16 protein-coding genes are annotated in these 22845 nt (G+C 71.7%); 5 read left to right on the forward strand and 11 right to left on the reverse strand.

Going from position 1 to position 22845, the window contains the following annotated elements; translation table 11 throughout:
• Positions 1 to 32 precede the first annotated feature (32 nt).
• Entirely contained in the window at positions 33 to 1016 is a 984-nt protein-coding gene (locus tag GFH29_RS16515; protein ID WP_153324873.1) for a malate dehydrogenase, read from the forward strand.
• Positions 1017 to 1166: 150 nt separating this feature from the next.
• Here the strand turns inward: GFH29_RS16515 and GFH29_RS20745 are convergent, their stop codons facing one another.
• The 5 genes from GFH29_RS20745 to GFH29_RS16540 form a co-directional block, all read right to left on the reverse strand.
• Positions 1167 to 1547 (reverse strand): DUF3017 domain-containing protein, encoded by a 381-nt coding sequence (locus tag GFH29_RS20745; protein WP_228387561.1) that lies wholly within the window; start codon positions 1545 to 1547, stop codon positions 1167 to 1169.
• 5 nt (positions 1548 to 1552) lie between these two features.
• A complete protein-coding gene (locus tag GFH29_RS16525; RefSeq protein WP_153324874.1) occupies positions 1553 to 2404 on the reverse strand; it encodes a bifunctional methylenetetrahydrofolate dehydrogenase/methenyltetrahydrofolate cyclohydrolase in 852 nt (283 codons plus the stop codon).
• Positions 2405 to 2416: 12 nt separating this feature from the next.
• On the reverse strand, positions 2417 to 3976 hold the full coding sequence (gene purH / locus GFH29_RS16530; protein ID WP_153324875.1) for a bifunctional phosphoribosylaminoimidazolecarboxamide formyltransferase/IMP cyclohydrolase: 1560 nt from the start codon (positions 3974 to 3976) through the stop codon (positions 2417 to 2419).
• Positions 3977 to 4161: 185 nt separating this feature from the next.
• Positions 4162 to 4791 carry a phosphoribosylglycinamide formyltransferase gene (gene purN / locus GFH29_RS16535; RefSeq protein ID WP_153324876.1) on the reverse strand — a complete coding sequence of 210 codons (630 nt, stop codon included), beginning with the start codon at positions 4789 to 4791 and terminating at the stop codon, positions 4162 to 4164.
• Positions 4792 to 4810: 19 nt separating this feature from the next.
• Positions 4811 to 6040 (reverse strand): DUF6350 family protein, encoded by a 1230-nt coding sequence (locus tag GFH29_RS16540; RefSeq protein ID WP_153324877.1) that lies wholly within the window; start codon positions 6038 to 6040, stop codon positions 4811 to 4813.
• 100 nt (positions 6041 to 6140) lie between these two features.
• On the opposite strand from GFH29_RS16540, the gene GFH29_RS16545 reads away from it, so the two are divergent.
• On the forward strand, positions 6141 to 7973 hold the full coding sequence (locus GFH29_RS16545; protein ID WP_153324878.1) for a hypothetical protein: 1833 nt from the start codon (positions 6141 to 6143) through the stop codon (positions 7971 to 7973).
• 86 nt (positions 7974 to 8059) lie between these two features.
• Here GFH29_RS16545 and sucD read toward each other — a convergent pair whose 3' ends face one another.
• Positions 8060 to 8944, reverse strand: a complete 885-nt coding sequence (gene sucD, locus GFH29_RS16550; protein WP_153324879.1) for a succinate--CoA ligase subunit alpha — start codon at positions 8942 to 8944, stop codon at positions 8060 to 8062.
• A 19-nt stretch (positions 8945 to 8963) separates the two neighbouring features.
• A complete protein-coding gene (sucC, locus tag GFH29_RS16555; RefSeq protein ID WP_153325857.1) occupies positions 8964 to 10130 on the reverse strand; it encodes an ADP-forming succinate--CoA ligase subunit beta in 1167 nt (388 codons plus the stop codon).
• A 509-nt stretch (positions 10131 to 10639) separates the two neighbouring features.
• Here sucC and GFH29_RS16560 point away from each other — a divergent pair.
• The 3 genes from GFH29_RS16560 (at position 10640) to GFH29_RS16570 (ending at position 16184) form a co-directional block, all read left to right on the forward strand.
• Positions 10640 to 11734 carry a M23 family metallopeptidase gene (locus GFH29_RS16560; RefSeq protein ID WP_153324880.1) on the forward strand — a complete coding sequence of 365 codons (1095 nt, stop codon included), beginning with the start codon at positions 10640 to 10642 and terminating at the stop codon, positions 11732 to 11734.
• Positions 11735 to 12097: 363 nt separating this feature from the next.
• On the forward strand, positions 12098 to 14692 hold the full coding sequence (locus GFH29_RS16565) for a glycoside hydrolase family 3 C-terminal domain-containing protein (protein WP_194289560.1): 2595 nt from the start codon (positions 12098 to 12100) through the stop codon (positions 14690 to 14692).
• A 28-nt stretch (positions 14693 to 14720) separates the two neighbouring features.
• Complete coding sequence (locus GFH29_RS16570; protein ID WP_153324882.1) at positions 14721 to 16184, forward strand: right-handed parallel beta-helix repeat-containing protein; 1464 nt, start codon at positions 14721 to 14723, stop codon at positions 16182 to 16184.
• Positions 16185 to 16196: 12 nt separating this feature from the next.
• On the opposite strand, the gene pcrA is transcribed toward GFH29_RS16570, so the two are convergent.
• The 4 genes from pcrA to betT all read right to left on the reverse strand — a co-directional run bounded on the left by pcrA (position 16197) and on the right by betT (position 22756).
• Entirely contained in the window at positions 16197 to 18614 is a 2418-nt protein-coding gene (pcrA, locus tag GFH29_RS16575; RefSeq protein ID WP_153324883.1) for a DNA helicase PcrA, read from the reverse strand.
• A gap of 70 nt (positions 18615 to 18684) precedes the next feature.
• Positions 18685 to 19149, reverse strand: coding sequence for a universal stress protein (locus GFH29_RS16580; protein ID WP_153324884.1), 465 nt, complete (start codon positions 19147 to 19149; stop codon positions 18685 to 18687).
• 4 nt (positions 19150 to 19153) lie between these two features.
• A complete protein-coding gene (locus GFH29_RS16585) occupies positions 19154 to 20593 on the reverse strand; it encodes an APC family permease (protein ID WP_153324885.1) in 1440 nt (479 codons plus the stop codon).
• 96 nt (positions 20594 to 20689) lie between these two features.
• Positions 20690 to 22756 carry a choline BCCT transporter BetT gene (gene betT / locus GFH29_RS16590; protein WP_153324886.1) on the reverse strand — a complete coding sequence of 689 codons (2067 nt, stop codon included), beginning with the start codon at positions 22754 to 22756 and terminating at the stop codon, positions 20690 to 20692.
• Positions 22757 to 22845 lie beyond the last annotated feature (89 nt).

The following is a 22845-nucleotide window of genomic DNA, read 5'->3' on the forward strand; positions in this document are numbered from 1 at the left end:
TCAGCGGTGACTTTCCGACGAAGGAGTCGAACGTGAGCCCTACCCCTCTCAAGGTGGCTGTCACCGGCGCAGCCGGCCAGATCGGCTACAGCCTGCTGTTCCGCCTCGCCAGCGGCGCACTCGGTGATCGGCCGGTGGAGCTTCGACTGCTGGAGATCACCCCGGCGCTCCAGGCACTCGAGGGCGTGCTGATGGAGCTCGACGACTGCGCCTTCCCGACGCTGGCCGGCGTCGAGATCGGCGACGACGCGGAGAAGCTCTTCGACGGGGTCAACCTGGCCCTGCTCGTCGGCGCCCGCCCGCGGGCGAAGGGCATGGAGCGCGGCGACCTGCTCGAGGCCAACGGCGCGATCTTCACCGCGCAGGGCCGGGCGCTCAACAAGGTCGCGGCCGACGACGTACGCATCGGGGTCACCGGCAACCCGGCCAACACCAACGCGCTGATCGCGATGAGCAACGCCCCGGACATCCCCGCCGCGCGGTTCTCGGCGCTGACCCGTCTGGACCACAACCGCGCGATCTCCCAGCTGGCCGCCAAGACCGGCGCGTCGGTCACCGACATCACGAAGATGTCGATCTGGGGCAACCACTCCGCGACGCAGTACCCCGACCTCTTCCACGCCGAGGTCTCCGGCCGCAACGCCGCCGAGGTCGTCGGCGACCAGGGCTGGATCGCCGAGACGTTCATCCCCACCGTCGCCAAGCGCGGCGCGGCGATCATCGAGGCGCGCGGCTCCTCCTCGGCCGCCTCCGCGGCCTCGGCCACCATCGACGCCGCGCGCGACTGGCTCGGCAGCACCCCCGCCGACGACTGGGTCTCGATGGCGGTCGCCTCCGACGGCTCCTACGGCGTCCCGGAGGGCCTGATCTGCTCCTTCCCGGTCACCACCCGTGACGGGAAGTGGGAGATCGTCCAGGGTCTCGACATCGACGACTTCTCCCGCTCCCGCATCGACGCCTCCGTCACGGAGCTGGTCGAGGAGCGCGACGCCGTCACCGCCCTCGGCCTCATCTGACCCTCCGCCGAGTCGGCGCCAATGGTTGCGCGAGTCGGCACCAATGGCGGAGTTCTCCACCGAAGCCTGGGGACAGCTTCACCATTGGCGCCGACTCGGCGCGCCACTAGAGCCGACTCGGCGCGCCATTAGAGCCGACTCGGGGAACGGTCAGAGGGGCTGGTCGGGGATGGTCTGCACGAGGAAGAGGAGCATGCCGCCCAGGGAGCCGAGGAACAGTACGTCGAAGAGGCGGTGGCGGGCGGCGAGCATGCCGGCGTCGCGGCGCGGGAGCACCAGGCGCAGCAGGGCGGCGAGCACCAGCGCGCCGGCGATCCAGCGGACGCCGGTGCGCCAGCTGCCGAGGACGACGATCGTCATCCCGATCGCGGCCGCCACCATGATGCCGATGTAGAAGGCACCCCCGATGGTCGAGGGGTAGCGGCGCTCGGGCGGGGCCGGGGGCCGGTCCGCCTCGAGCTCCGCGGCCACCTCGGCCTCGGACGGGACGACCGGGTCGGGTCCTCCCTCGGGTGCCTCCTGCGCGGTCATCGTGATCAGCCCAGCGCCTTCTCGGCCGCGGCGACGACGTTCGCGAGCAGCATCGCGCGCGTCATCGGTCCCACGCCGCCGGGGTTCGGCGAGACCCACCCGGCGACGTCCCAGACGTCGGCGGCGAGGTCGCCGGCGATCTTGCCGTCGACCCGGGAGACGCCCACGTCGAGCAGCGCCGCGCCGGGCTTGACCATGTCACCGGTGATGATCCCCGGTACGCCGGCCGCCGCGACCACGATGTCGGCCTGGCGCACGTGCGCGGCCAGGTCGCGGGTGCCGGTGTGGCACAGCGTGACCGTGGCGTTCTCCGAGCGCCGGGTGAGCAGCAGCCCGAGCGGGCGACCGACGGTCACCCCGCGGCCGACCACCGCGACCTCGGCGCCGTTGATCTCCACGTCGTGGCGACGCAGCAGCTCCACGATGCCGTACGGCGTGCACGGCAGCGGCGCCTCCGTGCCGAGCACCAGCCAGCCGAGGTTGGTCGGGTGCAGGCCGTCGGCGTCCTTGGCCGGGTCGATCAGGCCGAGGACCCTGTTCTCGTCGCGGCCCTTCGGCAGCGGCAGCTGCACGATGTAGCCGGTGCAGGCCGGGTCGTCGTTGAGGCTGCGGACGGCCTCCTCGATCTCCTCCTGGGTCGCGGTCTCGGGCAGGTCGATGCGGATCGACTCGATGCCGACCTCCGCGCAGTCCTTGTGCTTGCCGGCGACGTACCACGTCGAGCCCGGGTCGTTGCCGACCAGGATCGTGCCCAGCCCGGGCACGACGCCGCGCTCGCGCAGCGCCGAGACCCGGCCCCGCAGCTCGTCCTTGATCGCGGCAGCCGTGGCGGTGCCGTCGAGCTTCTGTGCAGTCATGACGGCTCCTCGTTAGTGGAAGAAGTGGCGGGTGCCGGTGAAGTACATCGTGACGCCCGCGGCCTTCGCCGCCTCGATGGTCAGCTCGTCGCGGATCGAGCCGCCGGGCTGCACGATCGCGGTGATGCCGGCGTCGATGAGGATCTGCGGGCCGTCCTCGAAGGGGAAGAACGCATCGGAGGCGGCGACCGAGCCGGCGGCCCGCTCCCCCGCCCGCTCCACGGCGAGCTTGCAGGAGTCGACCCGGTTGACCTGACCCATGCCGACGCCGACGGAGGCGCCGTCCTTGGCGAGCAGGATCGCGTTGGACTTCACCGAGCGGCAGGCGCGCCAGGCGAAGGCGAGGTCGGCGAGCACCTCGGGCGAGGCGGCCTCGCCGGTCGCGAGCGTCCAGCTCGCCGGGTCGTCGCCCGGGCCCTGGAAGCGGTCGGTGACCTGGGCCAGCGAGCCGCCCGGGATCTGGCGCACCTCGGTGGGGTCGCTGCCCGGCGGCGGGGAGACGAGCAGCCGGATGTTCTTCTTCGCGGCGAGCACCTCGACCGCACCCTCGTCGTACGACGGGGCGACGACGACCTCGGTGAACACCTCCGCGACCTGGTCGGCCATCGCGACGCTGACCGGGCGGTTGGTGGCGATCACGCCGCCGAACGCCGAGGTCGGGTCGCAGGCGTGGGCCTTGCGGTGCGCGTCGGCCACGTCGCCGCCGACCGCGATGCCGCAGGGGTTGGCGTGCTTGATGATCGCGACCGCCGGCTCGTCGAAGTCGTACGCCGCCCGGTGCGCCGCGCTCGCGTCGACGTAGTTGTTGTAGGACATCTCCTTGCCGTGCAGCTGCTCGGCGTGCGCGAGGCCCGGCTCGGCACCGATCTCGGTGTAGAGCGCGGCCGGCTGGTGGGAGTTCTCGCCGTAGCGCAGCACGGCCTTGCGCTCGAAGGCCTGGCCGTGGAACGCCGGCCACGGGGTCTCCTCGTCGGCGCCGAGGGTGTGGGCGAACCAGTTCGCCACCTGCACGTCGTACGCCGCGGTGTGGGCGAACGCCGCGGCGGCGAGGCGCTGCCGCTCGGCCAGCGTGAAGCCGCCCTCCTGGGCCGCGCGCAGCACCTCGGCGTACATCGCCGGGGAGGTGGCGATCGCGACCGAGGGGTGGTTCTTGGCGGCGGCGCGCACCATCGAGGGCCCGCCGATGTCGATCTGCTCCACGCACTCATCCGGCGCAGCGCCGGAGGCGACGGTCTGGGAGAACGGGTAGAGGTTGCACACGACCAGGTCGAACGGCTCCACGTCGAGCTCGGCCAGCTGGGCCACGTGGGAGTCCAGGCGGCGGTCGGCGAGAATGCCCGCGTGCACGCGGGGGTGCAGCGTCTTGACCCGCCCGTCGAGGCACTCGGGGAACCCGGTGAGCTCCTCGACCTTGGTGACCGGCAGGCCCAGGCCCTCGATCAGGGCCGCGGAACCACCGGTGGAGACGAGGGCGACGCCCGCGTCGTGCAGCCCGCGGACGAGCTCCTCGAGGCCGGACTTGTCATAGACGGAGACCAGGGCTCGCCTGATCGGGACACGGTTCTCAGACACGGGGTTCACTCCTGCTTCGGGTGCGTGCGGACGTCGGGAGCACCCAGGCGGTCGATGCTCCGTGCTGCCCCCGAGGGGGTCACTCCCTGGTGGTGGTCCCACCTGCGCCAGTCGTGTGGCCTCAGCATATCGAGGCCACGCCGCCACCGGCCCCGCGCCCGCTCGCCCCCTGGGACCGCAGGACCTCAGGGCCGGGCGCCACCGAGGCGGACCCGGCGCCCCTCGACACCGAACCCCTCGCGCGCCATCCGGCCCACGGTCTCCACGAGCATCCCGCGCTCGGCGACCTTGATCCGCTCGTGCAGGGCCTCGACGTCGTCGTCGTCCTCGACCGGCACCACCGTCTGGGCCACGATCGCGCCCGTGTCGACGCCGGCGTCGACCACGAACAGCGTCGCGCCGGTGACCTTCACGCCGTACGCCAGCGCGTCGGCGGGGCCGTGCATGCCGGGGAACGACGGCGACAGCGCCGGGTGGGTGTTGACCGTGCGCCCCCCGAAGCGGGCCAGGAAGTCCTCCCCCACCAGCTTCATGAACCCCGCGAGCACCACCAGGTCGGGCTCGAAGGCCGCGACCCGGTCGGCGAGCGCGCGGTCCCAGCCCTCGCGGGTGCCGTAGTCGGCGACCCGGTTGACGAACGTCGGCACGCCCGCGCGCTCGGCGCGGGCCAGGCCCTCGATGCCGTCGCGGTCGGCGCCGACGGCGACCACCCGGGCGCCGTACGCCGGATCGGCGCACGCGTCCAGCAACGCCTGGAGGTTGGTGCCGGAGCCCGAGACGAGGACGACGAGGCGGGCGGGGTGCGAGACGGTCACCCGCGGATCCTAGTGAGCCTCAGCGGCGCCGCGAGCGGCGCGTCAGCCAGGTGGCCAGGACCCCGCCCACGAGACCGCCGAACCCGAAGGCGGTCACGGCGTGGACGAGCACGTCCCCGGCGAACGGCGCGACGTCGGCCATCCGCCCCGGGCCGACGGCACCGCCGGCGAGCGCGGCCAGCACACCGAAGACCAGGCCGGCCAGCACCCCGCCCACCAGACCGCGGACGATCCCCTCGTCCCAGCGCGCGGTGGGCCGGTGCCGGTGGGTGCGCAGGGTCGCCACGACGGCGGCCAGCGGCGGCACCACCATCGCCATCGAGACCCAGCCGGGCGCGGGGCCGTTGTCGGGCAGCGCGGCCAGCAGCGGGAACAGCGGCAGCGCCCCGATCGAGACCCCGGACGGCGCGACGAGCGTGCCGACGCCGACCGTGAAGCCGGGGCCGAGCAGGTAGGAGCCGGCGAAGACCAGCGCGTTGGGCAGCACCGTCGCCGAGGCCAGGAGGTACGCCGTGCCGTCGCCGGCGTCCAGGTCGAGCTGGGACATGATGTTCTCGGCGGTGCCCAGGTCGAGGAGGACCGCCAGCACGAGCACCGCGGCGCACACGCCGAGCCAGGTCCGCAGCACTGCGGCGCAGACGGCCGTCGAGCCACGCAGGGCCAGCGGCACCGCGGTCGCCCAGATCGCGGCACGTCCGGACCCGGTCGCGATCCCCGCCCCGCCGACCGCCACGCACAGCAGCAGCGACCAGGCCACGACCCGGCCGGTGTCGGGCGCGGTGGCGCCGGTGCCGGCCACCGAGCTGGTGACCGCCGCGAGCACGACGTACGTCGCGGTGAAGATCATCGTCGCGACCGGCACCGTCCAGTCCCGCACGCCGTCGGCGATGCCATCGGCGTCGGGGCCGTGCCCGGAGATCGCGGCACCGGCCCGCAGGCCCACGCGCCACACGGTCCACGCGCACCCGAGCGTCACCAGCAGCGGCACCACGGTGACCGCGACCTGGTCGACCTGCATGCCCGAGCGGTGCCCGAGCAGCCAGCCCAGGGCCCCGACGCGCAGCGCGTCGCGGGGCTCGCCGTGGGCGCCGGCATCGCTGAGGAACCAGCCGACGACCGCGAGGGCCATGCAGCCCAGCATCGGGATCAGCGCCGCGCAGGCGCCGGCGAGAAGGGTGACCAGCGCGAGCGGACGACGATCGCGCAGGTCCGTCCGCGCTCGGGCTGGTGCGGTGAGCAGGGAGGTCATGACCCGACCATCATCACCCGCGGCGCCGGGCCCCGGCGGCTCCCACGCCGGGCCTCGTCGCGAGTCACATGGGCCCCGGTCGCGTAGGTTGGATGCCGCCATGAGGAGCCCCGACGAGTTCGACGCGTTCTACCGGGACGCACGCCAGCGCCTGCTGGTGCAGACCTACGCGCTGACCGGCGACCTGCCGGCCGCGCGCGCCGCGGTCCGCGACGCGTTCGTGATCGCCTGGCACCACTGGGGCAAGGCCGGGCGCGGGGACCCGGAGGCCTGGACCCGGCCGCACGCCTGGGCGCACGCCCTGCGCCGGCACGCCGCGCGGCCCTGGCACAAGGACAAGAGCGACGACCCCGAGGTCCGTGCGACCCTCGAGGCGCTGGCGACGCTGAGCATCGACGAGCGGCGGATCCTGCTGCTGACGCTGCTCGCCGACGGCACCCCCGATGAGTTCGCGCGCGAGATCGGGGTGATCCGGCCGGTGGCGGACACCCTGCTGGCGAGCGCCACCGCCCGGCTGGCGAAGGCACGCGGCGTCGCGCCCGCCGAGGTCGCACGCCTGATGGAGCCGCTCGCCCGGGTGGTCGCCGACGTGCGGTTCCCGCGCAGCACGATCGTGCGACGCAGCGGCCTGACCCGCCGTCGCCTGCACACCACCGCCGGGGTGCTGGGCACCGTCGCCGCGCTGGTGGTCGGCGGGGTGGTGGTCAGCGACGCCGACGGCGTACGCCCCACGCTGGACCGCAGCGAGGTCAGCACCGGGCAGCCCGCCCAGTCCGAGGAGCCGCCCGCCCCGCGCCTCGAGGCGAGCGACCTGCTCACCACCGGCGACTTCGATGAGCTCCTGCGCGCCCGGGGCTGGAGCGGGGCCACCCCGAACACCAACACCGACGGGGACGGCTCGGCGCTGCCGTGCCAGCGCCAGCGCTACGCCGACCCGCGCAGCTCCAGCTACCTGGTCAAGAACTTCCGGGCCACCGTCAAGCCCGGCAACCCGCGTCGCAGCGCGATCCAGACCGTCGAGGGCTCCGACCGCGACCAGGCCGCCGAGCGTGCGTACCGCACGACCCTCGACTGGTTCGCCAGCTGCACGGAGGGGCGCACCCAGCTGATCTCGACCCGCCGGATCCGCGGGGTCGGCGACCAGGCCATGCTGCTGGTCCTGCGGGACTGGAACGGCCCGGTCACGCTCGCCGCGTCGGTCGCACGCACCGGTCGGTTCACCACCGCGCTGGTCAGCACCGCCACCACCACTGACGCCCCGGACGTGCGTGCCAACGTCGCGCTGCTCGGGCGCGCGGTGGACCACCTGTGCGACCTGCCGGAGGCCGGAGCCTGCTCGGAGAACCGTCCCCAGATCCGCACCGTGAACCCGGTCCCGGTCGGCGAGGTCCCGGCGATGCTCTCGGTGATCGACCTGCCGCCGGTCGGGAACGTGCGCCAGCCGTGGGTCGGCACGTCGCCTCGCCAGACCCGGCAGAACTTCGCCGCCACCCGTTGCGACCAGGCGTCGTTCCGCGGCAAGGGCTGGTCGAACAGCACCACCCGCGCGTTCCTGATCCCCGGCGCCCGTCTCCCGGCGTCGTTCGGGCTCACCCAGACGGTCGGGGCGCTCCCGCCGCAGCGGGCCCGCGCGTTCGTCGCGGAGGTGCGCAACAAGATGCAGTCCTGCTCCGAGCGCTTCCCGGGCACCGAGGTCGACCTCGTGCTCAACCGCAGCAAGGGCACCGTCGACCTGTCGGTCTGGCACGTCACCGTCGAGATCTCCGACAACACCTCGGTGCGCTACCTGATGGCCCTCGCACGACGCGGCGGCGCGCTCTCGCAGATCGGCTTCGTGCCGGCACCCTCGGTGCAGATGGGCGACGGCACCTTCATCGCGCTCGCCGAGCGCTCGCTGCAGCGCCTCGAGCTGCTCCCGGTCCCCCGTTCCTGAGCGGCGCATCCGGCACCGGACACGACGAAGGCCCGCCCCCGGCGAACCGGGGACGGGCCTTCGCAGCGATCGTGTGGATCAGTGGCTCACGCCAGGTCCTTCATGATCTCGCGCATGAGGGAGGCGGTCTCGGACGGCGTCTTGCCGACCTTCACGCCGACGGCCTCGAGGGCCTCCTTCTTGGCCTGCGCGGTGCCCGAGGAGCCCGACACGATGGCGCCGGCGTGGCCCATGGTCTTGCCCTCCGGGGCGGTGAAGCCCGCGACGTAGCCGACGACCGGCTTGGTCACGTGCTCCTTGATGTACGCCGCGGCGCGCTCCTCGGCGTCGCCGCCGATCTCGCCGATCATCACGATCGCCTTGGTCTCCGGGTCGTTCTCGAAGGCCTCGAGGGCGTCGATGTGCGTGGTGCCGATGATCGGGTCGCCGCCGATGCCGATGGCGGTCGAGAAGCCGTAGTCACGCAGCTCGTACATCATCTGGTAGGTCAGGGTGCCCGACTTGGAGACCAGGCCAATGGGGCCCTTGCCCGCGATGGTGTGCGGCGTGATGCCGGCCAGGGACTCCTCCGGCGAGATGATGCCGGGGCAGTTGGGGCCGATCATCCGGGTCTTCTTGCCCTGCAGGTAGGCGAAGACCTCGGCGCTGTCCTGCACCGGGACGCCCTCGGTGATGACCACGAGCAGCGGGATCTCGGCGTCGATGGCCTCGATGCAGGCGTCCTTGGTGAACGCCGGCGGCACGAAGGCGACCGAGACGTCGGCGCCGGTGGCCTTCATGGCCTCCTCGACGGTGCCGAAGACCGGGAGCTCCTTGCCGTTGAGCTCGACGGTGGTGCCGGCCTTGCGGGCGTTGACACCGCCCACGATGTTGGAGTCCGCCTGGAGCATCAGGTTGGTGTGCTTGGAGCCCATCCCGCCCGTGATGCCCTGGACGATGATCTTGGAGTCCTTGTTGAGGTAGATCGTCATGTTGTCAGGTCTCCGTATCTCAGGCGTTCGCCAGCTCGGCGGCCTTGTCGGCCGCGCCGTCCATGGTGTCGACCTGGGTCACGAGCGGGTGGTTCAGCTCGTTCAGGATCGCGCGGCCCTCCTCGACGTTGTTGCCGTCGAGACGGACCACCAGCGGCTTGGTGGCGTTGTCGCCGAGGATCTCCAGCGCGCCCTTGATGCCGTTGGCGACCTCGTCGCACGCGGTGATGCCGCCGAAGACGTTCACGAACACGCTCTTGACCTGCGGGTCGTTGAGGATGACGTCGAGACCGTTGGCCATCACGGTGGCGTTGGCGCCGCCGCCGATGTCGAGGAAGTTGGCCGGCTTCACGCCGCCGTGGGCCTCGCCGGCGTACGCGACGACGTCGAGGGTCGACATGACCAGGCCCGCGCCGTTGCCGATGATGCCCACGGCACCGTCGAGCTTGACGTAGTTGAGGCCGAGGTCCTTGGCCTTCGCCTCGAGCGGGTCGGCCTCCTCGCGGATCTCGAACTGCGCGTGGTCGGGGTGGCGGAACTCCGAGGCGTTGTCGTCGAGCGACACCTTGCCGTCGAGGGCCTCCAGCTTGTCGCCCTCGAGGCGGGCCAGCGGGTTGACCTCGACCAGGGTCGCGTCCTCCTCGACGTAGACCTTCCACAGCGCCTGGACCATCTCGATGGCCTGGTCGCGCAGCTCGGCGGGGAACTTGGCCTCATCGACGATCGCGGCGGCCTTCTCGGGGGTGACCCCCTCCAGCGCGTCGATCGGGATCTGGCGGACGGCCTCGGGGTTGGTCTTGGCGACCTCCTCGATCTCGACGCCACCCTCAACCGAGGCGATGCACAGGTGCGAGCGGTTCGCGCGGTCGAGGAGGAAGGAGAAGTAGTACTCCTCCACCGGCGGGGTGGCCGGGGTGACCAGGACACGGTTGACCGTGAGGCCCTTGATCTCCATGCCGAGGATGTTGGAGGCGTGCTCGAAGGCGTCGTCGGCGGTCTTGGCGATCTTGACGCCACCGGCCTTGCCGCGGCCGCCGGCCTTGACCTGAGCCTTGATGACGGTCACGCCACCCAGCTGCTCGGCAGCGGCCTTGGCCTCCTCGGCGGTCTCGACGACCACTCCGAGGGTGGTGGCCACGCCATGCTTGGCGAAGAGTTCCTTCGCCTGGTACTCCATCAGATCCACTGATTCCACCAGTCTCTAGTCAGCGTGCAGTCACGGTTCAGCGCCGGAGCCTTCGACCTCAAGGTCGGCCTTCTCGGCACACCCGCCGCACGATAGACCCGCGCGACCCCGCCGCACGAGGGCCGGACCGACGGAGTGACGCACGGCATAGGGCCCGCGGACGCCCCCGAACGGCCTTGCGACCCCCTCCACGCGCCCCCGGAGGTCCAGACCGCGCCGATCGAGCCGCCGCACCGCCCTCGCGGAGCTCGATCGAAGTGGCGCGGTTGTACCCAGATCTGAGGTGAAAGAGGCCCAACCTGGTCGTGATTCCCGCCACGTCCCACAGGGTGAAACGTGGTCCAAACCACGGGGTCTTACGCGTGGGCTGTGGGAATTGCGCCCCCAGAGCTCAGATCCGCGCCACAATCGGCTAAACCGAAGTTTCGGACGACTCAGATCCGCGGCTAGAGTCTGTCCTTGCCTGTCCGAAGCACGAGACGCACCGACCAAATGTGGAGCCATCGTTCATGGGTAATCACCGAGCGGAACGCCGCGGCACGCGCCGTGGACCCTCGGAGACCACGCACGTCAGGTACGCCGGCAAGCGGGTCGCCGGGCGTTCTGACACTCCGATCATCGAACTGACCACGACCCCGGCTGGCACCGTGCTGACCGAGGCGCTCACCGAGGCGCCCCCGGTCGTGACGACGCCCGACCTGCTCGACCCCGAGGCGTTCGGCCTGGAGGTCGAGGTCCGCAAGGTCGAGGACGAGCCCGCGGCCCGCCTCGATCACACCACCCACTTCGGCGACCGCGAGGCGACCGCGAGCATCCCGCTCATCGCTCCTCCCGGGAAGCGCCGCGCCGTCAAGCAGCCCGCCCCCCGACGCCGCCGGCTCCTGCCGTCGGTCCCCGCAGCCGTGGGCGTCGCCGCGCTGGCCGTGTCCATCGGCGGCACTCTGCTCACCGGCAACGACGACGCCGACCAGACCCCCACCGGCAAGCGCTCGGTCGTCGCCGCCAGCGCGCTCAGCGGCAAGAGCGGCGCCGGGTCCGTGCGACCGCGCGGCTCGGTCGTGAGCCGCGACAGCTCGCGCACCGCGCTCGGCGACGCCACCGACGCCAAGCTCCAGAAGTCCGCCGAGGCCAAGAACGCCCAGCGCAACACCGCCCTGCAGAAGCTCTCGGCCCAGGCCGAGGCCCAGGCGCAGAAGATCAAGCGCAACCAGTGGGTGCTGCCGGTCAGCGGCTACCGCCTGACCGCCCGCTTCGCCGAGTCCTCCGGGCTGTGGGCCAGCACCCACACCGGCCTGGACTTCGCCGCCCCCTCCGGGACTCCGCTGGTCGCGGTCGCCAACGCCACCGTCACCTCGACCGGCTACAACGGCGCCTACGGCAACATGACCGTCCTGACCCTCGAGGACGGCACCGAGATCTGGTACTGCCACCAGACCTCCATCGAGGTCTCCGTGGGCCAGAAGGTCAACGCCGGCCAGCGCATCGGCACCGTGGGCTCCACCGGCAACAGCACCGGCCCGCACCTGCACCTCGAGGTGCGTCCCGGCGGCGGCGACCCGGTCGACCCCTACTCGCACCTCGCCCACCACGGCGTCCAGCCCTGATCCTTCGGGCCTGAGACACCCCGGCCTCGACCCCCGCGCGTCCACGACGCGCGGGGGTCGTGCCATCTGCGCGGCTCCGCCGACCGCCGGGCGTTCGGGCCGCTTTGGCCGAGTTTGCGGGTGTTCGCCTGAGCCCTCGTGCGAGGTGAACTGGAGGTATGGAGGTGCCGATCCGGGGCCCTTGTCGTCGCTGCGGACGGCGGCGCATGCTGAGTGATTCCCGTCACACACCTGATCGGAACGTGACCCATGAAGAAATCACTCGTCAGTGCAGTCTCCGCTTTGGCCCTCATGGTGGCGACGCTCAGCGCCGCCATCGGCATCCCCCAGGGGGCGACGGCCCAGGAAGACGACCTGCCATGGATGAACACCAGCCTCCCAGCGGCGCAACGGGCCGAGCTGCTCATCGACGCGATGACGCTGGATCAGAAGCTCGAGCAGATCTTCAACCGTCCCGTCTACAACGAGGACCTCGACGACGGGGACCAGGACAACGGGGTCGGCTGTGACTTCACCCTGATCGGTCGCCACATCGAGGGCATCCCGGCGCTGAAGATCCCCGACTTCCGGATGGCCAACGGCGGCACCGGCATCCGCGGCGGCGACTGCCTCCCGGAGCCCACCGCGACTGCGCTGCCCGCGCAGATCTCCTCGGCCGCCACCTTCGACCGCGACCTCACCCTCGACTGGGGACGGGTGCTCGACGTGGAGCTGCAGGCCTGGGCGCACCAGGTGCTGTGGGGCCCGGTCCTGAACCTGATCCGCACGCCGTACGGCGGTCGCAACAACGAGTTCTTCAGTGAGGACCCCTACCTCACCGGCGTCCTGGCCTCGCAGATCATCCGCGGCATCCAGGAGCGCAACGTGAGCCAGGCGACGGCCAAGCACTTCGTCGCCAACGACTCGGAGTTCCAGTTCGAGCGGTGGACCGCCGCGATCCGGGTGCCCGCGCGGGCGATGCACGAGCTCTACCTGCTGCCCTTCGAGATGGCGGTGAAGGACGCCGACGTCGCCTCGGTGATGTGCGCCTACGGCTACGTGAACTTCAGCTACAACTGCGAGAGCCGGCCGCTGCTGCGCAAGACCCTGCGCCAGGACTGGGGCTTCGACGGCTACGTCTTCTCGGACCGGCGCGCCCAGCAGAGCACGGTGCCCTCGATCCTCGCCGGCACCGACGTCGAGGTCGACGAGGAGCCGGAGTGGTACCAGCCCGACCTCGTCAAGGCGGCGATCAGGAACGGTGAGATCACCGAGGCCGACATCGACGACATGCTGCGCGAGCGCTACATCAAGATGTTCCAGTTCGGCGACTTCGACAACCCGGAGACCGGGTTCACGTGGGACCAGCTCGAGGACGAGATGGTCCCCGGCGGCACCCACGCCCAGGTGGCCAAGGACGCGGCAGCGGAGAGCCTGGTGCTCCTGCGCAACGAGCGCGGGCAGCTCCCGCTCAACTCCCGCGCGATCGACTCGGTGGCCCTGATCGGCGCCCGGTGGTTCGCCGGCGAGGCCACGCTGCCGCCGCGCAGCGGCGACCGCAGCAACAACGTCTCCGTCAGGGCACCCTACGAGGTCACCCCGAGGCAGGGTCTGTTGAACACCCTGCGCTCCCTCGGGGCCGAGGACGCCACCGTCACCTACAACAACGCCAACAACATCGGCAACGCCATCGCGCTGGCCGAGCGGTCCGACGTGACCATCCTGATGCTCGGTGACGTCGCCCGCGAGACGTGGGACAAGAACAGCAACTGGCAGGAGGAGAACCCCGGCGGCAACGTCTCGGGTGCCAACCGGGAGGTCCCCGACCTCGACCTGCCCACGGTGACCGGGACCAACCAGCAGCAGCTGGCATCCCGCCTGATCGAGGCGGTCCCCAACACGGTCGTGGTGTGGAAGACCCAGGGCCAGGTCAACATGCCCCGGATCAACGACGTCCGCACGCTGGTCGAGGCGTGGTACCCCGGCCAGGAGGACGGCAACGTCGTGGCCGACGCGCTGTTCGGCGTCACCAACTTCTCCGGCAAGCTGCCCATCACCATCGGCAAGACCGACCGCGAGGCGGCGTACGAGACCCAGGAGCAGTACCCGGGCTACCAGGAGAACACCGGGGTTCCCGGCGGCATCGGCCGCGACCCCATCCCGGGTGCACCGCAGCGGGTCGTCCGCTACACCGAGGGCCTGAAGATGGGCTACCGCTGGTACCAGGCCACCGGCACCGAGCCGCTGTTCCCCTTCGGTTACGGCCTGTCCTACACGACCTTCGACTACAGCAACCTCGACGTGGCCACGATCCGCAACAACCGGCAGCAGACCGGTCTGCGGGTGAGCTACACGGTGACCAACACCGGTGACGTCGCCGGCAAGGAAGCCTCGCAGGTCTACCTGAGGCTGCCCCCCGAGGCCCGCCAGAACTTCAACCGCCTGGTCGGCTTCCAGAAGGTCGACCTCGACCCCGGCGAGAGCCAACGGGTCTCGGTGGTCCTCGACTCGAGGGCCTCCAACCACCCGCTGTCCTACTTCGTCCCCGAGGATCCCGACGACCTCAGGCGCTGGGCTGACGGTAGGTGGGTCACGACTCCCGGGCGCTACCGGGTGTCCGTGGGCGGATCCTCCGAGAGCCTGCCGCTGCGCCAGGGGGTGCGGGTGAACATCGGCCAGACCGCCAAGGCGAACTCGCGGATCGTGGAGCCCACGGTGCGCCCGCGCAACCTGACCCCGAACGTCCGCGCCCGGGTCACCTTCCGGGTGGTCTCGGCCGGGCAGCCTGCCACGGGCACCGTCCTGGTCAGGACGAGGGGAGCCGTCATCGGGCGCGCCACCCTCAACGCCCGTGGCGTCGCCCAGGTGCAGCTGACCCGGCTCCCGGTGGGCACCTACACGCTCCGCCTCGTCTACACCGGCTCGGAGACCTCGAAGCGGGCCACCCGGACAGTGACGGTCAGGGTGCAGAGGAGGTAGGGAACGCGCCGGTCGCGTCCCTGAGGGCGTGTCGACGCATCCGCGGTGCGGGATCGTCGTCTGGCTGCTCGTGGTCTTCCTGACCGCGTGCACCGGCGGCGATCCCGCGCCGCCTGCTTCACCCGAGGAGGCGGCCAGCCCCCGGGCCGGGCCGTCGGCCGGGCTGGTCGCCCCCGACGGGAGACCGCTCGAGGTCCCGGTGCCGCCCCGGCCCACCGGGACCTCCTTCGACGTCACGGAGCTGGGGGCTGACCCGGCTCCCGGCACCGGTGACGACGCACCCGCCATCCGGGAGGCACTGGCGACGGCGGAGGCCGGCGACGAGGTCCTCCTCCCCGCCGGGGTCTACGACCTGAGTTCCCCGCACCCGGACGACGAGGACGCGAACCTGCTGCTCGCCGACGGCGTGCAGCTGCGTGGTGCCGGGCCGGGTGACACCGTGCTCCGCACCTCCTTCGACGGCGAGGACGACAGCGCGGTCGTGCGCGGCACCGGCGTCGAGAACGCCGCCGTACGCGGCCTGACCATCACCTCCGAGTACGACGGGGCGCTGGGCACCGACCCGGACGCCGACGGGCCCGGGGGCGGCCCGATGTACGGCGTGCAGATCGGCGAGGACGCCGGCGAGGGCAGCAGACGGGTGCTCGTGGAGGACGTCTCCGTGGAGCTGTTCCAGCGCCACGGCATCACCGTCAAGGCCAGCCGCGAGGTGACCGTGACCGGTTGCCGCGTCGCGGACGCCACCAGCGTCGGCCCCGGCGGGTCCGGCTACGGCATCGTGGTCGAGGGCCGGGCCGACCCGCCCGAGGCGGGAGCCGCGAACGACTCGCGGCACCACGTCGTGGTGGGAAACCACCTGGACGGCACGCACCTGCGCCACGGGATCCTCCTGCAGTTCGCGACCCACCACAACCTCATCGCCGACAACACCGTCGACGGCGGTGTCCTGGACGCCATCGACCTGCACGGCGAGGACGAGTACCTCAACGAGATCCGCGGCAACACCGTCACCGGCGTCGACGCGGCAGGCATCGCGCTGGGCAACTCCGGGGGCGAGAAGCACCAGCACGACGCGAGCGGTGAGGGCAACTGGGTCCACGACAACGTCCTGCACGGCAACGAGCAGGGCGTGCTCGTCATCCTCGGCACGCCGGACACCCTGATCGAGGACAACGAGGTCGTCGCACGCGCCGGGTCCACGGCGGGCATCGAGCTGCGCAACGCACCCGGGACCGTCGTGCGCGACAACACGGTCGCGGGCGCGGGCGCGGACTTCTGGGGCGTGCTGGTGACCGAGGACGACGGTGCCGACGGCCGGGGCGCCGGCGCCGCGGCCGACGTGCTGATCGCCGGCAACCGGATCACCGGCTCGGCCAACGGGATCGCGGTGCGGGCCGGGCGCGACATCGAGGTCGCGGACAACACCGTCGACGTCGGGGGCACCGCGTGGCAGGTGTCCGAGGAGGCCGAGGTCGAGGGCGCCCCGCCGTGAGCGGGGCCGCCCTCAGAGCTTCTCGACCGGGGCGTAGCGCAGCAGCAGCCGCTTGACGCCCTCGGAGCCGAAGTCGATCGAGGCGACCGACTTGTCCCCCGCCCCCTCGACCGCGACCACGCTGCCCATCCCGAAGGAGTCGTGCAGCACCCGGTCGCCCGGGGCCAGGGACGGGATCTCGCGCGAGCGCTTGGCCTTCGCTGCGGCGTCGACGCGCAGCGCCGCCGAGGAGAAGTTGCGGCGCCCCGCCGCGGTCGGCGAGCCGAGGCGCTGACCGGACGGACCGCCGGAGAGGTCGGGCCGGCTCCAGCGGGTCTGCGCGGCCTCGGTGCGGCGCCAGTCGACGAGGTCGACGGGCAGCTCGTCGAGGAAGCGCGAGCCCGGGTTGTGGGCCGGCGCGCCCCAGGCGGAGCGGACGGCGGCGCGGGAGAGGTAGAGGCGCTCGCGGGCGCGCGTGATCCCGACGTAGGCCAGGCGCCGCTCCTCCTCGAGCTCGGTCTGATCACCCAGGGCACGGCTGTGCGGGAAGACGCCGTCCTCGAGGCCGGTGAGGAACACGATCGGGAACTCCAGCCCCTTCGCGGTGTGGAGCGTCATCATCGTGACCACGCCCTCGTCGCCCTCGGGGATCTGGTCGGTGTCGGCGACCAGCGCCACCCGCTCCAGGAAGTCGGTCAGGCCGGGCACGACGGTCCCGGCGTCGACGTCGCTGGGATCCGCGGAGGGCCCGGCGACCGGGTCGTCGCTGAACTCGCGCGCGACCGCCACCAGCTCGGCGAGGTTCTCCACGCGGGTGGCGTCCTGCGGGTCGTCGGACTCCTCCAGCTCGGCGAGGTAGCCGGAGCGGGCGAGCACGGACTCGAGGACCACGTCGGCCCGCTCCCCCGCCTCGACCATCGACTGGAGCTCCTCGATCATCGCGACGAACGTGCGGATGCTCGTGAGCGAGCGCGTCGCGAGACCGGGGGCCTCCTCGGCGCGCCGCAGCGCCTCCCAGAAGGTGATCCGCTCACGCTCGGCCAGCGCGACGACGCAGGCCACGGCCCGGTCGCCGATGCCGCGCTTGGGGGTGTTGAGGATGCGGCGCAGCGAGACCTCGTCGGCCGGGTTGGCCAGCAGCCGCAGGTAGGCGAGGGCGTCGCGCACCTCGCGGCGCTCGTAGAAGCGCACCCCGCCGACGACCTTGTAGGGCTGGCCGGTGCGGATGAACACCTCCTCCAGCACGCGCGACTGGGCGTTGGTGCGGTAGAACACCGCGACGTCGGAGGCCTTCGCGCCGGCATCGACGAGCTTGTCGATCTCGCCGGAGATGAAGCGGGCCTCGTCGTGCTCGTCGTCGGCGACGTAGCCGACGATCCGCTCGCCGTCACCGGCGTCGGACCACAGCCGCTTGGGCTTGCGGCCCTTGTTGTGGGCGATCACGCCGTTCGCGGCGGTAAGGATCGTCTGGGTGGAGCGGTAGTTCTGCTCCAGCAGGATCGAGGAGGCGTTCGGGAAGTCCTGCTCGAAGTCGAGGATGTTGCGGATGTTGGCGCCGCGGAACGCGTAGATCGACTGGTCGGCGTCGCCCACCACCATCAGCTCGGCGGGCTCGACGGCCGTCGGGTCGTCGCGGCGGTCGTGCTCGGGGTCGTCGGCGCACAGCTCGTGCACCAGCGCGTACTGCGCGTGGTTGGTGTCCTGGTACTCATCGACCAGCACGTGGCGGAACCGGCGACGGTAGGTCTCGCGCACGTCGGGAAATGCCCGCAAGAGGCGGACGGTCATCATGATCAGGTCGTCGAAGTCGAGCGCGTTGGCCTCGCGCAGTCGCCGCTGGTAGATGGTGTACGCCGCGGCGTAGGTCTCCTCCAGCTTGTTGGCCGCCTCCTGGGTGGCGTCCTCGGGGTCGTGCAGCTCGTTCTTGTGGTTCGAGACCCAGTTGAGCAGCGGGCCGGCCTGGTAGCGCTTCGGGTCCAGGTCGAGGTCCTTGATGATCATCGTCATCAGCCGCTTGGAGTCGGCGGCGTCGTAGATCGAGAACGAGGACTTGTAGCCCAGCCGGTCGATCTCCTTGCGCAGGATCCGCACGCACGCGGAGTGGAAGGTCGAGACCCACATGATCCGGGCGCGCTTGCCGACCAGCTCCTCGACGCGCTCCTTCATCTCGGCCGCGGCCTTGTTGGTGAAGGTGATCGCCAGGATCGAGCCGGGGTGGGCGCCGCGCTCGGAGATCAGCCACGCGATGCGCCGGGTCAGCACCCGGGTCTTGCCCGAGCCCGCGCCGGCCACCACCAGCAGGGGCGCGCCCTCGTGGACCACCGCAGCGCGCTGGGGCTCGTTGAGCCCGTCCAGCAGCTGCTCGCGGGTAGGCCCGCGCCGCTGGCGGGTCGTGTCGTCGGGACGCACCTCGAGGAGGTGCTCGAAACCGGGAAGGGAGGGGGTGCTCATGCTGTCGACCAGCCTACGTGCGACCACCCCCGGAGCGAGGGGCGGCGCGGCTGCGAGGCCGCCGGCGCGTTCAGCCGCGCTTGCGCCGCGGGGTCGGCCGGACGACGAGGACCGGGCAGGGCGCGGAGCCCTGCACCCGCTGGGCGGTGCTGCCGATCAGCACGGACTCGCTGAGCCCGCGGCCGCCGGCGGCGACCACCACCAGCCCCGCCTCGAGCGAGCGGGCGGCCTTGATCAGCTCGTTGGCCGGTGAGCCGCTGCGGATGCGCCGGTGCACCTGCGGGCCCCAGCCGGCGAAGACCTCGGCGACCACACGGAGCGAGCTCTCGGCGGCGGCGCGGAAGCTCGCGCTCTCCAGGCCCACCCGCGCGCGGTCGTCCGGGGAGAGGTCGTCGGCGAAGGCCACCGCCGCCAGCGGTCGGAGCACCGCCACCACGGAGACGTCGGTGACCTTGGCCGGGTCGAGCACGTTGCGGGCGTAGCGGGCTGCGGCCAGGGACTGCTTGGACCCGTCGGTGGCGACGATGATGTGCATGGCTTCAGTCCTCCTGCTGCGGGTCACGGGTAGGGGGCTCACCGAGGACCGTCTCCCCCGGTGCGTGCTCGGCGGGCCGGTCGCGCCGGCCGAAGAGCCGCTCCACGACGTACAACGCCACCCCGATCGCGAGCAGCCCGGCGCACCACAGCAGCGACCCCGGGTCGTCGTAGACGACGTAGACGAGCAGCACCGCGTTGCCCAGGACACCGAGGAGCAGCAGCGGTCGCGGTGCGGTGAAGGTGTCCTCGCGCTCGTCCTGGCCGCGAAGCTTGAGCGCGGAGACGATGACGAGGCCGTAGATGAACAGCGTGAAGACGACCGTCACGGTGGCCAGCCGCGCGATGTCCGCTCCGGAGGCCAGCAGCCCGCACACCACGACGGCGGAGAACAGCAGCGCCACCCACGGGCTGCGCCGGGTGGAGTGGATGCGGCCGAAGATGCCCGGGACGACGTCCTCGCGGGCCATGCCGTAGAGGATGCGCGACTGGGTGACCACCGAGACCAGCGTCGTGTTGGTGATCGCCACCATCGCGATGATCGCGAACAGGATCGTCATGAACCCGACCGGCACCGGGATGATGCCCTTCTCGATCACCTCCAGCAGCGCGGGATCGTCGTTCGCCCCGGCCCGCTGGATCACGGGGATCTCGACGGTGAGCGCGGTGACCGCCGCGACCAGCACGTAGATGATGCCCGCCGTGAGCATGCCGCCGACCAGTGCGCGCGGGAAGGTGCGGCCCGGGTCGATGGTCTCCTCGGCGACGTTGGCGGCGTTCTCGAAGCCCGTCATCGCGAAGAAGGCCAGCGCGACGCCGGAGATGACCCCGAGCAGGGCGCTCTTGTCGCCGGTGTCGAACTCGACCAGGGTCGCGAACCGGGCGTCGCCCTGGGCGATGTACCAGACCCCGATGATCAAGATGATCACCAGGCCGCTGACCTCGATCAGCGTCATCACCATGTTGGCGATCACCGACTCGGTGATGCCGATGAAGTTGACCACCGCCAGGACGATGATGAACGCCACCGTCAACAACAGCTCCGGTGGCAGCTCCCACACCGTCTGGAAGTACGACGCGAAGCCGTTGGCCAGCGAGCCCGCGGCGGCATAGGTCGCCGACAGCATGCAGACGGTGATCAAGAAGGTCAACAGCGGGTTGCGGAACGCCTTGTTGACGTAGAGCGCGGCCCCGGCGGCCTGCGGATACTTCGTCACCAGCTCGGCGTAGGCCAGGCCGGTGATCGTGGCGACGGTGATGCCGACGGCGAAGGCGATCCAGAAGGCGCCGCCGACGGCGAGGGCGACCGCGCCGATCAGGACGTAGATGCCCGAGCCGAGGACGTCGCCGAGGACGTAGAAGTACAGCAGCCGGCCGGTGATGCTCCGCTTGAGCTCCGACTCCTCGTCGGGCCGCGCCGGGGGTGCTGAGTCTGCCTGGCTCACGGGCGAGCTCCTGGTGGCGAGGGGTCGGGAACCGCCTGCCCGTACCCGCGGCCCCGCCCGGCGAAACGATGCCCGGGCGGCGGCCCGCGGGTGGTGCTAGGCCCCGGCCCCGTCCCGCAGGCGCAGGAACTCCAGGTGTCGCTCGTACTGGTCCATGACGTCGTCGAGCAGCTGGGTGCGCGAGTAGCCCATCACGTCGTAGCCCTCACCGCCGTGGAGCAGGTGCACCTCGAGGCGGCTGTAGACGTCGCTGCCGAGCAGCGGTGCCCCGCCGTACGCCGGCACGGGGGCGCTTCGGTGCTCGACGCGGTAGCAGAACGTGAGCGCTCCCCCGACCTCCGCGCGGAGCTCGACGGCGAGCTCGCCATCGGTGTCCTCGACGCGGACCGTCGCCGCGACGCCCTGCTCGGTGAGCTCGGCGGCCACGTCCGCCAGGGCGGGGGTGACCACGTCGGCGCAGAACTGCTCGGCGCGCGCCCGCGGCGGGAACGACATCATCCGGCGCATCCGGGCCTGCCACGGCACCGCTGGCCGCGCGTCGCTCGGGTCGGTGCTCCGCCCCGACAGGGCGCCGGGCAGCACGCTGTCGCGGCTGTCGGCGAGGTGCATCTCGGTGCGCAGCGCGCGGTAGAGACCCCAGCCCACCGCGAGCATGACGAAGGCGAACGGCAGTCCGATCACCACCGTGGCGTACTGGAGGGCGAAGATGTCGCCCGCCGCCAGGGCGGCGAGGGTCAGCGCGCCGGTCGCGACCGCCCAGAACACCCGTAGCCACGGCCGCGCGTCGTCGTGGACGGTGCGCTGGTGCGAGGACAGGTTGGCCATCACCAGTGCGCCGGAGTCGGCCGAGGTGACGTAGAACAGCAGGCCGACCACGATCGCCAGGCCGGCGGTGAAGGTGAAGGCGGGGTACTCCTGGAGCAGCGCCCACAGCCCGACCGAGGGATCGATCGCCTCGGAGGCGGTGCGGGTGAAGGAGACGTTGCCGCTGCGGACCTCGTCGAGGGCGGCGTTGCCGAAGACCGACACCCACATCACGATGTAGGTGAACGGGATGATCATCGTGCCGACGACGAACTGACGGATCGTGCGGCCGCGCGAGATCCGGGCCAGGAAGAGCCCGACGAACGCCGCCCAGGCCATCCACCAAGCCCAGAAGAACAGCGTCCAGAAGCTCATCCAGTCGCCGGTGTCCTCGTAGGCGAAGGTCTGCATCGACATCTCGGGGAACAGCCGCACGAAGTCGCCGACATTGAGCACGACCGCGTTGAGCAGGTACGACGTGCGCCCGGTGACGAGCACGAAGACGACCAGCGCGACGGCCAGCAGGACGTTGGCCTGGGAGAGCCGCTTGATGCCGCGCTCGACGCCGCTCACCGCCGAGACCGAGGCGATCACGACGGCGACCACGATGAGCGCGGCCTGGACCGGAAGGCCCTGCGGCAGCCCGAACACGAGGTCGAGCCCGACGTTGAGGCCCACGACACCGATGCCGAGCGAGGTGGCGACGCCGAAGATGGTGCCGAGCACCGTGGCGACGTCGACGGAGTGCCCGATCGGGCCGTTCACCCGACGCCCGATCAGCGGGTACAGCGCGGAACGGACCGCGAGCGGCTGGTGAAGCCGGTAGGCGAAGTAGGCCAGCGCGATGCCCATCAGGGCGTACATCCCCCACCCCGTCACCCCGTAGTGGAACAGCGTCCAGGCGGTGGCCTCGCGGGCGGCGTCGACGGTGCCGGCCTCGGTCGAGGGCGGCGCGAGGTACTGCGTCACCGGCTCGTAGACGGCGTAGAACATCAGGTCCGTGCCGATGCCGGCGGCGAAGAGCATCGCCGACCACGCCCCGGTGCTGAACTGCGGGCGCGAGTGCTCCGGGCCCAGGCGCACCGAGCCGTAGCGGGAGCACCCGAGGAAGAGGACGAACCCGAGGATGCCGGTCGCGAGCGCGACGTAGTACCACCCGAACCAGGTCGACACCCACGCCACCAGGTCGCCGAGGGTCGAGTAGGCGTGCTCCGGGGCGATGGTGCACCACAGCGTCACGGCGATGATGAACGTCGCCGAGACCGCGAACACCGGCCGGTTCAGCCGGCTCGACGGCTCCTCGGTGCGCCGCCCTGTGGGTGCGGGCGCGTCGGACGGGGTTCTCGTGGTCGCGCTCATGGCAGCGTCCTCCTCGCGCATCAGCGCGGTCGTGGCGGCGCGGGACGACCCAGCCGTCCCCGGGCGCAGGAGCGCCGTCGCGTGGCTAG

Source organism: Nocardioides sp. dk884, from assembly GCF_009557055.1.
GTDB lineage: Bacteria > Actinomycetota > Actinomycetes > Propionibacteriales > Nocardioidaceae > Nocardioides.

Excerpts from the sequence above, each read along its gene's own strand:
- sucD (WP_153324879.1), bottom strand. The coding sequence starts at position 8,944 with ATGACGATCTACCTCAACAAGGACTCCAAGATCATCGTCCAGGGCATC.
- GFH29_RS16545 (WP_153324878.1), top strand. The coding sequence starts at position 6,141 with ATGAGGAGCCCCGACGAGTTCGACGCGTTCTACCGGGACGCACGCCAG.
- pcrA (WP_153324883.1), bottom strand. The coding sequence starts at position 18,614 with ATGAGCACCCCCTCCCTTCCCGGTTTCGAGCACCTCCTCGAGGTGCGT.
- betT (WP_153324886.1), bottom strand. The coding sequence starts at position 22,756 with ATGAGCGCGACCACGAGAACCCCGTCCGACGCGCCCGCACCCACAGGG.
- GFH29_RS16540 (WP_153324877.1), bottom strand. The coding sequence starts at position 6,040 with ATGACCTCCCTGCTCACCGCACCAGCCCGAGCGCGGACGGACCTGCGC.
- GFH29_RS20745 (WP_228387561.1), bottom strand. The coding sequence starts at position 1,547 with ATGACCGCGCAGGAGGCACCCGAGGGAGGACCCGACCCGGTCGTCCCG.
- GFH29_RS16525 (WP_153324874.1), bottom strand. The coding sequence starts at position 2,404 with ATGACTGCACAGAAGCTCGACGGCACCGCCACGGCTGCCGCGATCAAG.
- GFH29_RS16565 (WP_194289560.1), top strand. The coding sequence starts at position 12,098 with ATGAACACCAGCCTCCCAGCGGCGCAACGGGCCGAGCTGCTCATCGAC.
- GFH29_RS16580 (WP_153324884.1), bottom strand. The coding sequence starts at position 19,149 with ATGCACATCATCGTCGCCACCGACGGGTCCAAGCAGTCCCTGGCCGCA.
- GFH29_RS16560 (WP_153324880.1), top strand. The coding sequence starts at position 10,640 with ATGGGTAATCACCGAGCGGAACGCCGCGGCACGCGCCGTGGACCCTCG.